Below are 17176 nucleotides of genomic sequence, written 5' to 3'. Positions count from 1 at the left end.
GAGCGCATGAACACAGTCATCGGGACCGCCGGACCGCGGCGCGGTTACCGGAGGTTCGACGCCGTACATGGCCGGGCCACCACCGGACGGGTGGCCGACACGGTCGCCGAGAGGCCCTCGCGGATCAGCTTCGAGTTGCCGTACGGGCTTCTCCTCGGCGATCTGCCGCCGCTCGCCCCGATGGGAGTGACCCGCCACGAGATCGCGGGCCGGACGGTCCGCCTGGAGACCCGGGATCTCCAGCGCACCGCGACCGAAGTCCTGTCCTGGGCGGAGCGGACCGGGGTGGCCCTGTACGCATTGAACGCGCGATCGGCCTCGCTGGAACGGGCGTTCAAGAAGATCGCCGAGGAGCTGGGCGACGAGGGGACCCGTCGATGACGGCGTCGAGCGTCACGCGACCGGACGCCGGGGCCGAGGCCGGCGGGGACGCGCCTCCCCGGACCCGCACGGCGGAGCGGCTGGCCGCGCTCGGCCGCGCGGAGCTGACACTGCTGATGCGCAACAAGGCCGCGCTGGTCACCGCGCTCTTCGTGCCTGCCCTCACGGCCTTCTCCTTGCGGGGTATGGTCAGGGACCTGGATCTCGGCGACACCGGCCTGTCCATGGCCACCGTCCTGCTGCCCGGTGCGCTGGGGCTGGCACTGATCTTCTCCGTCTACGCGAATCTGGTCACTGTGTACGTCACGCGGCGCGAGAGCCTGGTGCTCAAGCGGTTGCGGACGGGCGAGGTGCGCGACTGGGAGATCTTCGCCGCCGGAGCCATCCCCGCCCTGCTGCTGGCGGTCGTGCAGTGTGTGCTGCTGATCCTCCTCATGACCGTGGCGCTGGACGCGCCCGCGCCCGCGGCCCCGCATCTGGTGGTCGTCGCGGTGCTGACGGGCGCGGCACTGCTCATGGCCGGAGGGGCGCTGACGGCCGCGGTCACGAGGACGGCGGAGAGCGCGCAGCTGACGTTCCTGCCCTTCTGGCTGCTGAGCATGGCCGGTTCGGGGATGTTCCTGCCGCGTGAGGTCCTGCCGGGCAGGGCGGCCGACATCAGTGCGTGGCTGCCGTTCTCGCCCGTCATGGATCTTCTGCGGGGTGGCTGGACGGGCGACCTGGGCGCCGTGGACCAGGGCCGCCTGGTGCTCGCCACTCTGGCCTGGACCGGTGTGGCGGCTCTCGGTGTACGGCGATGGTTCCGCTGGAGCCCACGCAACTGAGCACCCCGACCCGAGGACAGGAGAGCTGGACCATGAGCGTGAACGACTGGGTGGAGCGGCTCGGTGGCCCGGACGGACCCGAGCAGTACCGCCGCTCCGCGCTGGGCGGTGTCGGGTTCTTCGCCGTCTGCGAGGCGGGTCTGTGGGCGCTCTGGGTGGCGACGACGGACACCGGCGCACCCGTACGGGTCTCGGTCGCCCTGCTCGGCGTGGCGCACGCGGCGATCCAGATCCTGCTCAGCCGCGCCGCCCTGCGCCGCTATCTCGCCGCGGGACCGCGCCCCGGTGGTCTGTTGGTGGCGTACACGACCCTGACGGCGGTGATGGCGGCTCTGGGATGCGTACTGCTGTCGTCGGGCCGGATCGACGACCGCGCGCTGGTCTCCTACCTGCTGTGGCTGCTGATGTTCTTCTCCGGGCCCTCGGTCCTGGCGCTGCCGCCCCGGCTCGGAGCGTCTCTCGTGGGGGCGGTGACGGTCGCGTCCCTGGCGGGGGCGGCCGCGGCAGGGCTGACCGGCTCGCTGGTGGTTGTGGTCACCGTCGCGAGTGCGCTCATCGTGCCGTTCATGGGCCTCGCGTTCCGGGCCTCGGGATGGGGTGTGCGGCTCGTCGAGGAGCTGGCCGCCGCGCGCGGGACGCAGGCACGGCTGGCCGTCGCAGAGGAGCGGCTGCGTTTCGGCCGCGATCTGCACGACGTACTGGGGCGCAACCTCGCGGTCGTGGCGTTCAAGAGTGAACTCGCGGCGCAGCTCGGGCGGCGCGGCCGGCCCGAGGCGGTCGAGCACATGGAGGAGGTGCAGCGCATCGCGCAGGAGTCGCAGCGGGAGATCCGGTCGGTGGTACGCGGGTACCGCACGGCCGACCTGCACACCGAACTCGCCGGAGCGCGCTCCGTCCTGGAGGCGGCCGGGATCACCTGCCGTATCGAGTACGCAGCGGCGGAGCGGCTGCCCGACGAGGTGCAGGCGGCCCTCGGCTGGGTGGTCCGCGAGGCGACGACGAACGTGCTCCGGCACGCACAGGGGGCGTCCCGCTGCACGATGTCGCTGCGGGCCGCGGGTCCTTCCTCGGCCGTGCTGGTGATGGAGAACGACGGCGTGCCCGACGCGCCGCGAGACACCGGCAGCGATACGGGCTCCGGTACCGGTCTCGCCGGGCTGCGGGAGCGACTGGCCGCGCTGGGCGGCACACTGACGACGGAACAGAAACCGGGCGGGATCTTCCGCCTCACCGCGCACATCCCGTGGGGGGAAGGCGAATGATCACGGTCCTGCTGGCGGACGACGAACACCTCATCCGGGGCGCTGTCGCCTCTCTTCTCACCCTGGAGGACGACATCACCGTCGTCGCGCAGGCCGGAACCGGCGACGAGGCCCTGGCCATGGCGCGAGCGCACCGCCCCGACGTCGCCGTGCTCGACCTCCAGATGCCCGGCCCCGACGGTCTGACGGTCGCCTCACGACTTCGCGAGTCCGTGCCGGAGTGCGCCTCGCTGATCGTTACCAGCCACGCACGGGCCGGCGCGCTGAAGCGTGCGCTGAGCCTCGGTGTACGCGGCTTCGTACCCAAGACGGTGTCGGCGCACCGCCTCGCGCAGATCATCCGTACCGTCCACTCCGGCGGCCGGTACGTCGATCCGGAGCTGGCCGCCGACGCCATCACCGCGGGGGAATCGCCGCTGACGCCCCGGGAGACGGAACTCCTCGCGTACGCCGAGTACGGGGCGCCGGTCGCGGACATCGCCGCCCGCGCCTCGCTGTCCGTCGGAACGGTCCGGAACTACCTGTCGTCCGCCGCGATGAAGCTGGGCGCGGAGAACCGCCACGTGGCCGCCCGTCTCGCCCGCGAGAACGGCTGGCTCTGAGCGGGCCGGGCACCCCCTCCGCGTACGCCGGCCTGACCCCCCGCACGACCGTAGAACCCTCCGTGCCGGCCGAAACCCTTACGCGGCCAGGAGGTCTGCCAGCCTGTCGCGTACACCGTCGTCGCCGCCCGCGTTCGTCGGCACCAGTTTGTCGCGGTGCGCCGGGTCCGGCGAGAGGAGGTGCAGCCGCCCCTCGTTGCGGGCCAGGATCAGATCCGTACTGTCCCCCGCCGTCTCGGCCGATCCCACCGCGGTGTACTCGGTCACGGTGACCAGCGCGGAGCGCTCGGCCCCGTTGAGCAGGGCGTCGGTGTCGGCCGACGGATCGGCGTCCGCCGACGGTCCTCGGGGAAGCCACTCGGTGAGCGTACGGAGCGCCTCGTCGAGCTTGTACAGGCCGATCTGGTGGACGCCGAGCGCGTCGATGCTGACCATCAGACAGATGCGCTCGGGCTGGGGAAGGAGCAGGATCCGCCAGGGCTCGCCCGGCTCGGTTCCGGTCGTACGGGCGTCGAGCACCTTCCTGGCACGCTGCTGGAACGCGACGGCGATGCCCAGGTCCCCCCGCACCTGGACCTCCTCGCCCGAGGAGCCCGCCAGGAGCAGTTGGCGTGCGGCCAACGAGCGTACGGCCTCGGTGAGTTCGTCGTCCGACGGCCGGGCCTCCAGGAAGTCCACGATCGCGTCCACGGCGGTGAGTTCGGCGATGGTGTAGGCACCGAGCAGCACCGGTCCGGTGTTCACCAGATCCACCACGGCCGTGACAAGACCCTGGGGAACGGACGCCTCGCCGGGCCCCGGCGACGACGCCGGAGGGGTGCCGTTCTGATCCTCGCTCATGACGTACCTCCCTTGGCCCACCCGTCCACGGCGGGTGCCGCGCGGCTCTCACGGAGTACGGACGCGGCGGTACGGGACGGGGTCTGCGTCACCCATACGTCGGAGTTGCCGAACAGGCCCCGGCCGGCCCTGGGGGACAGCGCCCGGCCCAGCTCGCCGGCCAGATCCGGTCGGTCGGGTGGCGGGAAATGGGCCGCGAGTTCCTGGGACGCGGACGTGACGTCGTCGTTCGCCTCGATACGGCGCAGGGCGAGGGTGAGGGACCGCGCGATCGGCGGCGTCAGGGAGGTGGGCACCGCCAGCACCGGCGCGAGGTAGAGCGGGCGCCGCTCGGTCATCCGGGACAGTCCCCAGGGGCCGACGTTGCTGTCGGTGAGCCTGTACACCACGTAGTCCATCAGATGCCGCAGGTCGCTCGGACGCGGCAGTTTGGGCCCGCCGAACGCGGCCGGGGTCTTCTCCAGCTGCACCCAGGTGCCCTGCGCCGTACGGCCGTGCAGTTTCTCCCGTACGACGTGTCCGTGCATCCCGATGTCCGGGTAGAGCTTCTTGTCGATGTCGCGATGGTGGCTGGACAGCCGCGAGTGACTGCCCTTGGAGAGCCGCCACTTCTCGTACAGCCGTGGGTCGTCCACCAGTACGTGCCCACCGCGCAGCACGTCGCGGAGCTGCGGTACCTGGAGCCCGTGGGACTCCAGATCGGCGAGGATCTCCGCTTCCTCGGGGCTGAGGCGCCCGGCGGCCTTGACCAGGCCTCTCCGGTAGGAACCGGCCCGCGCCGTGATCTCGATCATGAGCCGCACCCTGGCGCGAATCTGTTCGGCCTGCTCGGCGCCGACCGTGCCGGAAGCCGCCCTACGGTGCCGCTCTGCGCGCGCGACGAACGCCCGCGTGTGCTTGGCATTCATCTGGCCAGTACAGCACGGCGGGCAGGAAGGCGCAGGTCCAGCCGGTGGCGCCCTGGTGGAGCGCGGCCGGGGCCCGGTCGGCGGCTCGGGGCGTGTGCCCTCACGGCCGGTGTTCGGGGTTCACCGCCCACGGGGGGAGAGTGCCGGGTGCTCGTCCCGGCTTGGCGGTGGGCACGACGGTCTGTTTCAGATGCTCGACGTGCTGATCGAGTCCGGTCCACAGTGCGGCTTCCTCGGGGTGCCAGATCCGCATCCCCCAGTCCTGCTCAAGCCCGTCGAGCAGCCAGGTCGCATACCGCCGCACCACATCCTTGCGCTCCGCGACGCGCTCGAATCGGGCTGACTGTGCTTCGTCGCCGTGCTGCCGGGCCATGACGGCAAACAGGTCCGTCACCGCGTAGAAGCAGAGCATGGCTCCGACGGCCCGGCTGATACACGCGCGCAGACGCGTGACCTCGTCGAGGGCGCGCTGCTGTCGGCGCCGCTTCCCGGACAGCAGCGAGGGACGACCCGACGGAAGGTCCCTCGCCAGTGCCGCGAAGTCCGGCACGTGAGGACGGTCCTCGTCGCTGAACTCCCTGACGATCGCCGTGTTCATGGTCAGGGTGAACGCCGCGCAGTCGGCTTCCACCTCGCGCAGGACGTCCTCCGGCAGGTCCGCCATGAAGGGAGGGAAGGCGGCGACCGAGTCGGCCGAGAGGAAGTGTCCGCCCTCGATGTGCTGGAGCTCGTGCGAGAGAAGAAAGGCCGTGCAGGCGGCGTACGTCTCCCCCACCCGCCCGCGTTCCGACAAGGGCAGGGAACCGGCGCGGGGCAGGAACGACTTCGGCGCGACCGCCCCCTTGGTCGTCCACGTGCGTACGTACGACTCGACGCAGGCATCGAACTCGTTGACGGCCCGTTTGCCCTGGATGTAGTCGCTCTCCTCCATCGCCCGGCTGCCGAGGCCGTGGACCTCGATGAGCTCACGCAGATGCTCCTGGGCCAGCTTCTCCCGCAGCCTCGCGTAGTGCTGGAGCACTGTGGGCAGCGCCCAGGAGACGTTGGCCATGACCTCGCCGCAGAAACCGGACAGGGCGATGAGGTACGCCGGCTCCCCGCCGTCCGACTCCTGCTCGACGACCTGGCACTCCACGGCCGTGGAGGGGAGGACGAAAGCCTCGACGCGGCCCGCCAGTCGGCCGGCCTCGGCCCACTCCCTCGGTGTGCCGTCCTGGCGCGGCGAAACTGCGTAGGCCAGAAGAACGCCGTCCAGCGTGTGCCGGAGCCGATCGTTCATCGCGACGAACCGCGACCAGTCCCGCAGGATTTTTCCCTCGGGGTCGGCGGCCCGGAGGAAGTCCGTGTCCGCGAACACCCGGGCCAGGCTGATCGCCTCTCTGGCCAGTTCGGCGTTCTGGTACGTCGCGAACAGCAGGCTGCGGCTGTAGGGCCTCTCAGACACCGGGACCCCCTGGGGGTGGCGGTGCGGGTGCCCCCGGGGCGGGACCCTGGGTGCCGATCGCGCCCAGCAGCGCCTGTCCGATGCCCTCGGCGTCACGCACCTCGATCTCGCCGCCGGCGTGACGAACGATCACCAGCCCGCGCGGCAGCGATCCGTCGGCCTTCACGACGACACCGTCCGCGCCGAGCGCGTCGACCATCACCCCCCGTTTGAAGTGGCGCCTGAGCACGGTGATGAGGTGCGCCAGCGCGGTGACGGACGCGGAAGCGGCGAACAGCACCTCAGCGAGCGGCACACTGCCGTGCGCGGCCAGTCGGCGTCCCTGGATTCCTGCGTCGGCGAGCGCGCTCTCGACCTCGGCGGCGGCGGCGGAGCCACTGAACACATGCAGCCGAACCGCTTCTTGCCCGTCTGCCACGGTGTGCCCTCCGCCGAGTCGACTCGTCCCTCTTCACTCTTCGCGGGTCAATTACCCGGCGCACCTGGTGGAACACCGAATTCCCGTCGCGTCGCTCGACAAGATCGTCGCGGCGCACGGACACACACCGGCGCGGGTGTGGGCAGTGGTGGGACGATGCGCGGCGAGGGGCTCGGTCCGGTCTCGGGGGAGCCGATCAGGCTTCGGCGGGCGCGAGTTCCTTGTCCGACGCAGCGGAGGCGGTGGCGGAATCGTCCTGCTGGGCTGCCGTGTAGTGCACGGTGACGCCCTGCTTGGTCCGTTCCACACGGCTGCGTCCGACCAGTCGCTCCGTCGTGGTGCGCACCAGGTTGTCGTTGATGTTGCGGTGCGGGTGGACGGCGATGAGCGCCGCCGCGATCTCGCCGGCCGTACGCGGCTCCGACTGGTCCTTCAGATACTCGTGGATCAGCTCGGTGAGCGGGGCGGCCTTCTCCCCCGCCGGCGCGGCCTTCCTCCCGCTCTTCGCCGCGGTCTTCTTCCGTGCGGTCTTCCTGGCCGACGGGCTCGACGAACTCCCGGCCTTGGCCGATGACTTCCCGCCGCTCGCGCCGACGGTGGCGCCGCCGAGTGCCGCGCGCACACCGACCAGCAGCTCGTGGTCCTGCTCCAGACCGCTCAACTGCGCCTGTAGAGAGGCGACTTCCGCACGGATACGCTCCTGCTCCGCGGTGTTCCGCTCAAGGTCCACGGCGACCTGCTCCGCGTACTGGGTCTTGAGGGTGTTGTTCTCCTGTGTGGGCATGAGGGCTCCTCGGCTGGGGTGTTGGGTGTGGACTCTACCCAGATGAACCCGTGCCGCTGTGGTGTGGGTGATGAGGAACACATGGACAGCACACACCCTTGGCCCCGGTGGTCCCCGCCAACTCATCTGTGGGCCTCGTCTTTTCGCCCCTTCCGGATGGATCTGTTCACCGGTCGGTCAGCGGCAGGGCCGGGAAGACATGGTGTTCCCAGAGAACACGGGACCGCTCCTCCGGGTACGGGGCCAAGACCGGTTGTGTGTCGAAGAGTTGGGTCAGTCGCCGCGTGGTGTCGTACGCGGGCCAGCCGGGGTCGCCGTGGGTCGCGAACGCCGTCCACGCGGTGCGGAGGTGCGCCGACAGCGTCTCCGCCTCCCTGGCGGGGTCGTCACCGATCAGACCTGCGGCTTGGCCGACGTCCGGATTGCCGAAGACGAGCGGCACGTCCAGGCCGTGGCAGGCTCCGAGCGCACCGCCCATGCCGGGTGCGGGCCAGGTCAGCTCGTAGAGGTGGGCGCGGCCTCCGCCGGCGAGCTGGGCGTGCGCGAGGTGGAGGGACGGCATGCGGAACAGCCAGTCCCCGTGGACCAGTTCGTACAGCTCGTTCGGGTCGGACGACGGGTAGGCCTCGCGGTAGCGCCGGGGACCGTCGGGGCCGGGGGCGTACATCCGCAGGGCCTCCGAGGCCTGCTCCTCGGTCACCTGGCCGAGCGTGCCGTCGATGAGTCCGAACAGTCGGTGTTCGTGGCGTGTGTGGCCCGCGATGAGTGGGATGCCCCGGCCGGCGCCGTCGGCCAGTGCGCGCCAGGGGGTGGCGGGCAGGACATCGCCGTCGACGACGGGCGCGAACGGAATCTGCCGGTGCGCGGGTCGACCCCAACGCTCCACCCGCTGTGCCAGCTTGGCCGTGAGGGCGTCACCGGCGCCGGACAGCCGGATCGGGTCCACGGCCGACAGGTCGGCCGTCGTGGGCCGCAGCCCCAGTTCGGCGGCGCAGGCGACGGCGATGTCGGCGGCGAGTTCCGGCGAGAAGAAGGTGCCCGGCACGCTCTGGGCGACGGCCCGGTGGAAGAGCCCCCGCGCCCGGCCCATCGCCATCAGCGCGGCAACCGAGCCCGCGCCCGCCGACTGGCCGAAGACGGTGACCCGGTCCGGGTCCCCGCCGAAGGCGCGGATGTTGTCGCGTACCCACTCCAGTGCGGCGACCTGGTCGAGCAGTCCCCGGTTCGCCGGTGCCCCCTCGATCTGGGCGAAACCCTCTACACCCACGCGGTAGTTGAACGTGACCAGTACGACGCCGCCCTCCCCCGCCAGGCGACCGCCGTCGTACTCGGGCAGCCCGGACATGCCGATCACGTACCCGCCGCCCTGGATCCACACCATCACCGGCAGGCCCGCGCCGGGCCCCGGGTCGGGCGACCAGACATTGACCGTCAGCCAGTCGTGTCCTGCCGCCTCCCGCGCCCGTCCGTCCATTCCGAAGAACCCGGCCTGCGGTGGCGGCGGTCCGAACCCGACCGCCTCCCGCTCGCCGTCCCACGCGCGGACCGCCCGTGGCGCCGCGAACCGAAGTGGGCCGACAGGCGGTTCGGCGAACGGGATCCCCCGGAACACCGCCACGTTCCCCTCGCGAGTGCCGCGGACCGCTCCGGCCGCCGTGCGGACCACGGGATCGGTCGGGGAATCGGACGGCTGGGGCGCGGCAACGGTCATAACACCGGATGGTCCCACCGAGGGGTGCCCTGGGCGAACGATTTACTCCGTGGCCGGCCGTCCCGTCGCCGGTGCCCGACAGCGAGCCATGAACCTCCGGCCACGGACGAGGGCGCGACCGCCGGCTCCGTTCCCGCGTCGTTCCGCCGGGCGTTCCCCTCCAGGGAGGTAACGGCACGTCAGATGGGGTGGAACTGTCCCAGGCGTTCCGTACGTGGGGGAATGTCTTGTTGCGCCGGTCCGGGCCCGCCGATGCTGGTCAGGCGTTTCACCAGCAACCATCAACGGGGGAGCCCGACCAATGAACATGAACGCGATCCGCACCGCCGTCCTGACCGCGACGGTGACGGGCCTGACCCTCGCCTCGCTCGCGACGGCCACGGCCGCCGCTCCGCCGGCGCCCAAGTTCCTGGCGGCGTCGCAACTGCCCGCCGCCAGCACGCCGTGGACCGCCGAGCCTGTGCGGACGGGTCTTCCGGAGTACGGCTCCGTGTGCACCGCCGGAGTGGTCCCGGCGAGCGGTTCCTCCTACCGGGAGTTCCGCACCGAGCTGGACACGACCGGCCGCCAGACCACCACCGTCGCCGCCACCACGGCCAAGGCGAAGACACTGGTGACCAAGCTCAACCAGCGGATAGCCGGATGCCTCGACCGGCTCGCGGAGAACGGCATCGTCGGCGAGGCCTTCTACCACGGCAGGATCGCTGTCGAAGAAGGCGCCGACGTCTACAACGTGGACACGTCCCACCCCGAGGTCGGGACCGCCGACGCGCATCTGATCTCCGTGGGTCGCGACGGCCGTACGGTCACGGTCCTGGAGGTCGGCCACCTCGGCTGGACGCTCTCGGAGGAACTCGCCCCGTTCCGCACGAGCACCCGCACCGCCGTCGCCAAGCTCTACTAGGCGCCCTCTAGAGTCCGTCTTCACGGTTCGTCCGGTGGTCGACCAAACCGGCCACCGGACGACAACGGCCACGGGACGACGGTGCGTGCCATCCCTGCATGGGCCTGTCTTCAGAGTTATGCCGTCCGTCGGCGGGCCGGGCGGCACTTGAAGACAGGCCAGGCCCCTCAGAAGCGGTCCAGACGGCAGCCCGCCAGCAACGGCTCGGCCGTGTCGTCGATCAGTTCCCGTGCGACCAGGCGGCCCACGGCCGCCGCGAGCGTGACCGCGGCGTGCAGCACCGCCACGTAGAGGCCGGGCACTCCGGTGACCGGGCCGATGATCGGCTCGCCGTCGGCCGGCATGGGGCGTAGGCCGACCCGGGCGCTGAGCAGCTCGACGTTCGCAGCGCCGTGGAACGTGGACCGGACGGCGGCGAGTGTCCGTTCGGGCGAGTCCGCGGCGGCGATCAGCCGGTCCGCGGCGACCTGCCGGAGATCGAAGTCCAGGTTGTTGACCACGGTGCGGACCAGACCGACCGGAGCGCTGAAGCGGAAGAGCGTCGCCGGCGACGGGTCGACCGGGATGCGTACGCCGAGCGGCGCGCCCAGCGCCGCCGTGGCCGCCGCCGCGGCGAGGACCACGGTCCCACCAGAGAGCGGCCCCGCTGCCGTCTCGACTCCGACAACCCGGCCCGTGGCATCCCGCTTGACCGCGGTGACCGGGGTGTCCGGACAGACCCGGGCGCCGTGGGCGCGGGCACCCGCGACCAGCCGCTCGGTCACGCCCACCGAGTCGGCGGCGCCGTCATCAGGTGCCCAGACGGCCCATTCCGGGGGCTGCCGCAGGGCGGGCTCAAGCGCCGCCACCCTGGCCGCGTCCACGATCTCCTGCCCGGGGCCCGCTTCCGGCGCCACGTCCGTGGTGCCCCAGGACAGCGAGCCGGACCAGGTAACCGGGAGTCCTGGCAGCTCGGCCTCCAGCCGGTGGTACTCGTCCGTCGCCGTCGCCCGCAGCGCGGCCGCCGGCCCGCTGCGTACGCCGGACGCTCCGATCCAGGCGAACGAGTCCGCCGTCACGCCCGCACCCGGGCGCCCGGCGTCGACAAGTGTCACGTCGGCACCGGCCCGGGCCGCGTGATAGGCCACGGAGGCGCCGACGATGCCGGCGCCGACGACCACCAGGCCGCCGCTCACCGCTCGCTCACCAGGTTGACGACGTTCCCGTCCGGGCCGACCAAGGCCACGGTCCCCCCGCGATTGATCAGAAGCTCCCAACCGGGCTGGTAGAACCCCTGGTTGCGCCCGGCAGCCACAGTCCGCCACGTACGTCGCACGCTCATCCGCGGAACGCTACCGCAGGGCCTCGCCATGCCCCACGGATTTACGAGCGCGCATCGCGCCGTTCCCTGGTGGGCGGATCCGGGCTCCAGGTGCGGGTCCTAGTCGACCGGCCAGTCCCCGCGGCCCGCCAGATCGAGCACCAGCGCGGCGATGTTCCACGCGTCGTCGTCGCCCCGGTGGTGGCGGCCCTCAAGTGGGAGGCCGGCCACCGTCAGGGCCTGGGCCATTCCGGGGCGGCGCCGCAGGCCGTACGAGGCGGTGAAGGAGACCTTCGCGTTCGTGTGACGGTGACCGAAGGGGTACTCCGTACCTGTCTGCCCGCACTGGCGGGTGAACTGGTTACGGTCGTAGTCGCCCCAACTCGCCCACGGCAGCAGTGCGGTTCGGTGCCGGACGGCCAGTGCCCGGCACGCCTCGGCGAACGGCAGGCCTCCGTCGACCTCGGTCTGCGTCAGTCCGGTCAGCTCCGTACAGAACGGGCTCACCTTCGACCTGTCCGGCCGCACCAACAGCCGGTGTTTGGCGAGGCGTTCGCCCGCGCGGAGGTCGACGACCGTGAGTCCGATCTCGATGATCTCGCTCACCTGGCCGGGCGGCGGTGACCCCTCCCAGCATGTCGCCTCGACATCAACCACGTTGAGCATGTGCTCGTCGGCTTCCATGAGCGGTGAGCCTAGGGTCCGCCCCGTAGCGGGTCATCCGGATTTCGGCGGGGCCGCACGGTCATGTGTTACGTGCCGCTCGCCCGTTCCTTCTCACTGCCCCACCCGTCCGTCGACGCACTCGCGCAGCAGATCGGCGTGTCCGCAGTGGCGGGCGTACTCGTCGATCCGGTGCACCATCAGCTCCCGGACCGCGATGCCGTCCTTGCCGAGGCGCGTGCCCAGATCGGGGTGCTCGGCGAGCTTGGCGTCGGTCGCCGCCTGTTCCTCCGCCAGAACGGAGTACGCAGCCTCCACGTCGGCCTCCTCGGCGACGGCTCCGTGGAAGTCCCCGCCGGCGTCGCCGTAGATCTTCGGCAGCGGATCGCCGTCGGTGATCCAGTTCCGCCAGTCCCGTTCCACCTCGGCGAGGTGGCGGAGCAGACCGAGCAGCGACATCGTCGAAGGCGGAACGGAGCGACGGGCGAGTTGCTCCGCGTCCAGGCCCTCGCACTTCATCCGCAGGGTCATGCGGTAGTCCGTCAGGAACTCCTTCAGCGTCGCCAGCTCACCGTCCGGACCGACCCCTTCGCTGTTGCGGGGGTCGTCGTCCGGGTCGGCCCACATGTCGGGGTAGATGTTCGCCTGGGTCCATCGTGCGGGTCGGTCACTCATAGGTTCCATGTTCGTCGGTGACGGCCCGGACCCGCGAGCCATTTCGGTATTGGTCGAACGGGTGTGCGCGACTGTGCCGGGGTGGGCGGGCCTGACTCCTCAGACACCCGCCCTCGCCACCTTTCGCCCAGTTAGTGACGGTTTGACCGTCGAGTGTGTGTCATCCGGAGGACACGGCGAGTGATGTTTACGGTGGGGCGATGCGACGTGCCCCCTGGTGGGTCCTGCTCTCTTCGGCAGGCGCCCCTGTGTTTCTGGTCGGCGGTTCGACAATTGCACAACGGCTTCAGGGACCGACCTACGACCCCGCCCGAGACACGCTCAGCATCCTGGCGTCCTACGGTGCCCGCGGCTACTGGCTGATGACCGGCGTCCTCATCGTGCTGGGGGCCTCCTATCTGGCCACGGCGCACGGGCTGCGCGAGGCCGCGTTCCCCGGGCGGCTCGCCCTGGCCGGTGGCGGGCTGTCCGCCGTGGCCCTGACGCTGGTGCCCGCGCCCGTCAGTGGTGGGGCGCTGAAGCACGGGCTGGTGGCGGGTACGGGCTTCGTACTGCTCGCGATCTGGCCCGCGCTCGCCGCGAGGCGGGGCGGGAAGAACGTCCCGTGGGGGCTGAACTTCAAGGTGGCGGTCGTGGCGACCGTCCTGATGTGCGCCGCCGCCGTGTGGTTCGCGGTGGAGTTGCAGAACGGGCAGGCGCCGGGCGTCGCGGAGCGGGTGGTGACCTTCGTTCAGGCTGTGTGGCCGCTGGTGGTGGCGATCTCCTGCCGGGTCTGGTCCGGGGCACCCGCGCCGGCTCGGGAACGGTCGACAGGTCCGGAGCAGCCGGCGGGCGACGAGGGGCGCTGATTCTGCGCCGGAGGTTCAGGCGGCGCGCCCGTCGCCGTCGGTGGGCCGCGTGCCGAACACCTCCTCGACGAGTCGCCGCTTCGCCTTCTCGAACGCCTCCGACAGGCCCGCCAGGTCGAGTTCGGCCTCGCCGGAGGTCAGGGAGCCGGTCAGGGTCCTGCCGCCGTCGGGCGTGCTGTACATGAGCGACGCCCAGCCCCAGAAGCCGCCGTTGTGCTGGAGGATGGTGCCGCCGTCGTCCGTCCTCTCCACGAACACACCCAGGCCGTATCCCATCGCGGGGAGCGGCGTGGGGCGCGGCGTGCACATCTCCGCCAGCAACGGGGCGGGCAGGAGCCCCCCGCCTACCAGGGTGGAGAAGAAGGTGTGCAGGTCCCGGCTGGTCGAGATCATGTCGCCGGCGGCGGAGATCCAGGACGGGTTGAAGAGGGTGGTGTCCCCCACCTTCCACCGGCCGCCGTCCTCGTACCCGTAATAACCGTGGGCGTGCGGCTCGGGGATCTCCGGCGAGGCGCCCGGCAGCACGGTGCCGGTGAGCCCGAGCGGTTCCAGGATCAGCCGGCGCATCTCGTCGGCGTACGGGCGGGCGGTGGCCTTCTCGATGAGCAGCCTGGCCAGTACGTAGTTGGTGTTGGAGTAGCTCCAGTCCGTCCCGGGTTCGAAGCGCGCGGGCTCGGTGAGCGCCATCCGTACGAGCTCCTCGGGCAGGTAGGTGCGGAACTGGTTGTCCATCCACCCCTGGCCCATTCCGGCGATTCCTCCGGGCACGATCGTCCCGTCCTCGTACATCTCGCCGGTGAAGCTGAACAGTCCGCTGGTGTGCTGGAGCAGCATCCGGACCGTGATCCGCCGGTCGAGGCCGAATTCGGGCAGATAGTCGTCCGCCGGGGTGTCCAGCCCGATCCTGTCCTCGGCGACCAGTCGCAGGACCAGGGCGGCGGTGAAGGTCTTGGTGATGCTGCCGACCCGGAAGTGCCCGTCGGTCGGCGGCTCGGCGGACTCACCCAGCTTGCTCACCCCGGCGCTGCCGACCCACGTGCCGCGCTCGTCGTGCACGCGCAGCTGAATCCCGGCGAAGCCGGAATCGACGATCTCCTGGATGGCCTTCCTCAGCTCCGGGCGGTCCGGCGCTGTGGTGGTGGTGTTCGCATCGGTCCGGAGGGGCTCGCTCATGGTCATTCCTGTCTCGCGATGGTGGGGTGCACGGCACGGCTCGGAAGCACGACGACGGGGGCGGCCTGATGGCTGCCGGCCTTTCGTCGCGGCCGTGCGGCGAGCCTGCACCCTGACCCAAGGTCAAGCTCAAGCCCTGTCGTGATCATGAGCCGAGGACGCGCGTTACCCTCACCCCTGTGATCGACTGCGAGCCGTACCTCAAGCCGGGCGCCGAGGCCGGAAGCGACCGTGGCCCGACCGGGCACGAGGACTTCCGCACCTGGCGCGAGGACTTCCGTGCCGGCCCCGACGCGGTTCGCCGGGGTGTGGCCGGACACCGTCCGGAGGTGGGCTGAGGCGATGGCGGACGGGCTGACGATCGGTCAGGCGGCGGCGTTCGTCGGCGTCACGGTCAAGACGGTGCGGCACTATCACCGGCTCGGTCTGGTCGCCGAGCCGGAGCGCGACAGCTCCGGCTACCGGCGTTACCGATCGACCGACCTGCTCCGGCTGGTCCAGGTCCGGACCCTGGCCGGGGCGGGCGTGCCGCTGGCCGAGATCGGTGAGCTGCTCGACACCGGTCCCGAGCGGTTCGCCGCCGCCCTGGACGATGTCCGGCGCCGGCTCACCGAGCGTATCGAAGACCTCGTGGCGCGCCGGGACACGCTGCTCCGGCTCGCCCAGGGCGACCGCGCCCTGCTGCCCGACCGGGCCTGTGCGGTCCTGGACCGGCTCGCCGATCTCGGCTTCACGGACGACTATCTGGCCACTCAGCGGGAGGCTCTGGTACTGACCCGGGCGCTGGTTCCGGAGGTCTTCGACAGCTTCCTGAGCGTGCTTGAGCACTGGATCGACGATCCCGAGTTCGTCGAGCTGACCAAGCGCGGCTGGGAAGCGCGGTTCCGGGATCCGGACGATCCCCGGATCGAGGAGCTGGCGTCCGCGATGGCCGAGAGGCTGCTGGCGAATCGTGCGCTGCTGGCGATGCCGAACGGCTTTCTGAACCGGTCCGACACCGCCTCCCGGTACGGACTGGTCAACCACCACCGGGAGGAGCAGGTACCGGCCGTCGCCAGGCTGAACGCGCTGATCGAGGCGAAGCTGCGCGCGGCTGGCGTCGACTTCCCGTGTCGTTGACGGCCGCTCCGGGGGTCGGACAGCCGCAATCAGATCCCGTGGCCGTCAGTGTCCCCCGCACGGGTCACGATCTCCGTCGCCCTTCCTGACAACAACAGGTCGGGAAGGGCGACGTTGTGTGTCGCGATACGGTCCGTCGGACCGTGGATCTCTCGCGTTTACGACGCCGGGACACCGTCACCGATCGTGGCCGGCGGGCCGGTCGCCGGATCGGTCGAGGGGTCCGTCGACGGATCCTCCGGTGCGTCCATGAGCTGTTCGCGTACGTACGTCCAGAGCACCCCGATCAACGCGGCGGCCGGTACGGCGAGCAGGCTGCCCACAATGCCCGCCAGGCTGGCGCCCAGCGTGACCGCCAGCAGGATCACCGCCGCGTGGAGGCCGAGCCCGCGGCTCTGGACCATGGGCTGGAACACGTTGCCTTCGAGCTGCTGCACCACGATGATGATCGCCAGCACTATCAGCGCGTCGGTCGGGCCGTTCGACACCAGCGCGATGAGCACCGCGACCAGTCCGGCGAACAGGGCGCCGACGACGGGTACGAACGCGGAGATGAACGTCAGTACGGCCAGCGGGAGTACGAGTGGTACGCCCACGATCCAGAGCCCCAGGCCGATGAAGACGGCGTCGAGCAGGCCCACGAACGCCTGGGAACGGACGAACGCGCCGAGGGTGTCCCAACTGCGCGCGAACACCACCGGGACGTCGGTGGCGAGCTGGCCGGGCAGCTGACGAGTGAGCCAGGGCAGGAACTTCGGCCCGTCCTTGAGGAAGAAGAACATCAGGAAGAGGGCCAGAACGGCGGTGACGACGCCGTTGACCACCGTGCTCACGCCGGTGACGACGCCGTTGACCACGGTGCCGACACTGCCCTGGACTCGGGCCGCCGCGCTGTCGAGGGCGCCGGTGATCTCGTCCTCCCCGATGTTCAGCGGCGGCCCCGCCGCCCAGTCGCGCACCTTCTCGATGCCGTCGCTCACTCCGCTCGCCAGCTCGCCCGACTGGGACGCGACCGGAACGGCGATCAGCGCCAGGACGCCGGCGGCGACCGCGAAGAACAGCACCATCACCACCGATGCGGCCAGCGCGGGATGCCATCCGTGCCGGCGCAGGAAGCGGGCCACGGGCCAGGTCAGCGTGGTCAGGAGCAGACCGACGATGAGCGGCCACACGACCGACCACATCTGCCCCAGGACCCAGAGAGCCGCTGAGGCCATCACGAGGATGACCAGCAATTCGACGGAGATCAGGGCCGACGTCCGGAGCGCGGCGCGAGATTTTGCGGAGCTAAGCGTGGCAGACATGGGCATCACCCTATGG

General features: G+C 71.0%; 18 protein-coding genes and 1 pseudogene. 8 read left to right on the top strand and 11 right to left on the bottom strand.

The annotated features are described in order from the left end of the window. Nucleotides 1-75: 75 nt before the first annotated feature. From ACFWU9_RS22130 to ACFWU9_RS22115, 4 genes and pseudogenes are all read left to right on the top strand, one after another. Nucleotides 76-381, top strand: a pseudogene (locus ACFWU9_RS22130) (ABC transporter ATP-binding protein); the annotation flags it as partial. Beyond that, nucleotides 378-1205 carry an ABC transporter permease gene (locus ACFWU9_RS22125; protein ID WP_384320936.1) on the top strand — a complete coding sequence of 276 codons (828 nt, stop codon included), beginning with the start codon at nt 378-380 and terminating at the stop codon, nt 1203-1205. The pseudogene ACFWU9_RS22130 and the gene ACFWU9_RS22125, both read left to right, overlap by 4 nt. A 32-nt stretch (nt 1206-1237) precedes the next feature. Beyond that, nucleotides 1238-2467 carry a sensor histidine kinase gene (locus ACFWU9_RS22120; protein WP_384320934.1) on the top strand — a complete coding sequence of 410 codons (1230 nt, stop codon included), beginning with the start codon at nt 1238-1240 and terminating at the stop codon, nt 2465-2467. Further along, nucleotides 2464-3069, top strand: a complete 606-nt coding sequence (locus tag ACFWU9_RS22115; RefSeq protein ID WP_384320933.1) for a DNA-binding response regulator — start codon at nt 2464-2466, stop codon at nt 3067-3069. The genes ACFWU9_RS22120 and ACFWU9_RS22115 overlap by 4 nt, the downstream gene beginning before the upstream one ends. A gap of 78 nt (nt 3070-3147) precedes the next feature. On the opposite strand, the gene ACFWU9_RS22110 is transcribed toward ACFWU9_RS22115, so the two are convergent. The 6 genes from ACFWU9_RS22110 to ACFWU9_RS22085 form a co-directional block, all read right to left on the bottom strand. Further along, nucleotides 3148-3909, bottom strand: coding sequence for a hypothetical protein (locus tag ACFWU9_RS22110; protein WP_384320931.1), 762 nt, complete (start codon nt 3907-3909; stop codon nt 3148-3150). Beyond that, nucleotides 3906-4817 carry a hypothetical protein gene (locus ACFWU9_RS22105; RefSeq protein ID WP_384320929.1) on the bottom strand — a complete coding sequence of 304 codons (912 nt, stop codon included), beginning with the start codon at nt 4815-4817 and terminating at the stop codon, nt 3906-3908. Before ACFWU9_RS22105 ends, ACFWU9_RS22110 begins: the two co-directional genes overlap by 4 nt. Nucleotides 4818-4917: 100 nt before the next feature. Further along, nucleotides 4918-6261 (bottom strand): hypothetical protein, encoded by a 1344-nt coding sequence (locus ACFWU9_RS22100; protein WP_384320927.1) that lies wholly within the window; start codon nt 6259-6261, stop codon nt 4918-4920. Beyond that, nucleotides 6254-6679 carry a hypothetical protein gene (locus tag ACFWU9_RS22095; RefSeq protein WP_384320925.1) on the bottom strand — a complete coding sequence of 142 codons (426 nt, stop codon included), beginning with the start codon at nt 6677-6679 and terminating at the stop codon, nt 6254-6256. The genes ACFWU9_RS22100 and ACFWU9_RS22095 overlap by 8 nt, the downstream gene beginning before the upstream one ends. A gap of 196 nt (nt 6680-6875) precedes the next feature. Then, nucleotides 6876-7463, bottom strand: a complete 588-nt coding sequence (locus ACFWU9_RS22090; RefSeq protein WP_384320923.1) for a hypothetical protein — start codon at nt 7461-7463, stop codon at nt 6876-6878. A gap of 166 nt (nt 7464-7629) precedes the next feature. Further along, entirely contained in the window at nt 7630-9174 is a 1545-nt protein-coding gene (locus ACFWU9_RS22085) for a carboxylesterase/lipase family protein (RefSeq protein ID WP_384320922.1), read from the bottom strand. A gap of 307 nt (nt 9175-9481) precedes the next feature. Between ACFWU9_RS22085 and ACFWU9_RS22080 the strand changes: the two genes are divergently transcribed. Continuing rightward, complete coding sequence (locus ACFWU9_RS22080) at nt 9482-10078, top strand: hypothetical protein (protein ID WP_384321055.1); 597 nt, start codon at nt 9482-9484, stop codon at nt 10076-10078. A gap of 167 nt (nt 10079-10245) precedes the next feature. Here ACFWU9_RS22080 and ACFWU9_RS22075 read toward each other — a convergent pair whose 3' ends face one another. The 3 genes from ACFWU9_RS22075 to ACFWU9_RS22065 all read right to left on the bottom strand — a co-directional run bounded on the left by ACFWU9_RS22075 (nt 10246) and on the right by ACFWU9_RS22065 (nt 12716). Continuing rightward, on the bottom strand, nt 10246-11253 hold the full coding sequence (locus tag ACFWU9_RS22075) for an NAD(P)/FAD-dependent oxidoreductase (protein WP_384320920.1): 1008 nt from the start codon (nt 11251-11253) through the stop codon (nt 10246-10248). A gap of 245 nt (nt 11254-11498) precedes the next feature. After that, a complete protein-coding gene (locus tag ACFWU9_RS22070) occupies nt 11499-12062 on the bottom strand; it encodes an exonuclease domain-containing protein (RefSeq protein WP_384320918.1) in 564 nt (187 codons plus the stop codon). A gap of 93 nt (nt 12063-12155) precedes the next feature. After that, entirely contained in the window at nt 12156-12716 is a 561-nt protein-coding gene (locus ACFWU9_RS22065) for a DinB family protein (RefSeq protein ID WP_384320916.1), read from the bottom strand. 200 nt (nt 12717-12916) lie between these two features. Here ACFWU9_RS22065 and ACFWU9_RS22060 point away from each other — a divergent pair, with 200 nt between their 5' ends. After that, nucleotides 12917-13564 carry a DUF998 domain-containing protein gene (locus tag ACFWU9_RS22060; protein WP_384320914.1) on the top strand — a complete coding sequence of 216 codons (648 nt, stop codon included), beginning with the start codon at nt 12917-12919 and terminating at the stop codon, nt 13562-13564. Nucleotides 13565-13579: 15 nt separating this feature from the next. Here ACFWU9_RS22060 and ACFWU9_RS22055 read toward each other — a convergent pair whose 3' ends face one another. Continuing rightward, nucleotides 13580-14737, bottom strand: a complete 1158-nt coding sequence (locus ACFWU9_RS22055) for a serine hydrolase domain-containing protein (RefSeq protein ID WP_384320912.1) — start codon at nt 14735-14737, stop codon at nt 13580-13582. 179 nt (nt 14738-14916) lie between these two features. On the opposite strand from ACFWU9_RS22055, the gene ACFWU9_RS22050 reads away from it, so the two are divergent. Then, nucleotides 14917-15075, top strand: a complete 159-nt coding sequence (locus tag ACFWU9_RS22050; RefSeq protein ID WP_384320910.1) for a hypothetical protein — start codon at nt 14917-14919, stop codon at nt 15073-15075. Nucleotides 15076-15079: 4 nt separating this feature from the next. Then, entirely contained in the window at nt 15080-15856 is a 777-nt protein-coding gene (locus ACFWU9_RS22045) for a MerR family transcriptional regulator (protein ID WP_384320908.1), read from the top strand. Nucleotides 15857-16014: 158 nt separating this feature from the next. Here ACFWU9_RS22045 and ACFWU9_RS22040 read toward each other — a convergent pair whose 3' ends face one another. Next, nucleotides 16015-17160, bottom strand: a complete 1146-nt coding sequence (locus ACFWU9_RS22040) for an AI-2E family transporter (protein WP_384320906.1) — start codon at nt 17158-17160, stop codon at nt 16015-16017. Nucleotides 17161-17176: the final 16 nt, after the last annotated feature.

The organism is Streptomyces sp. NPDC058653 (genome assembly GCF_042716895.1).
GTDB lineage: Bacteria > Actinomycetota > Actinomycetes > Streptomycetales > Streptomycetaceae > Streptomyces.
The sequence above is the reverse complement of the archived record's forward strand: the minus strand, read 5'-3'. Positions and strand labels throughout refer to the sequence as shown.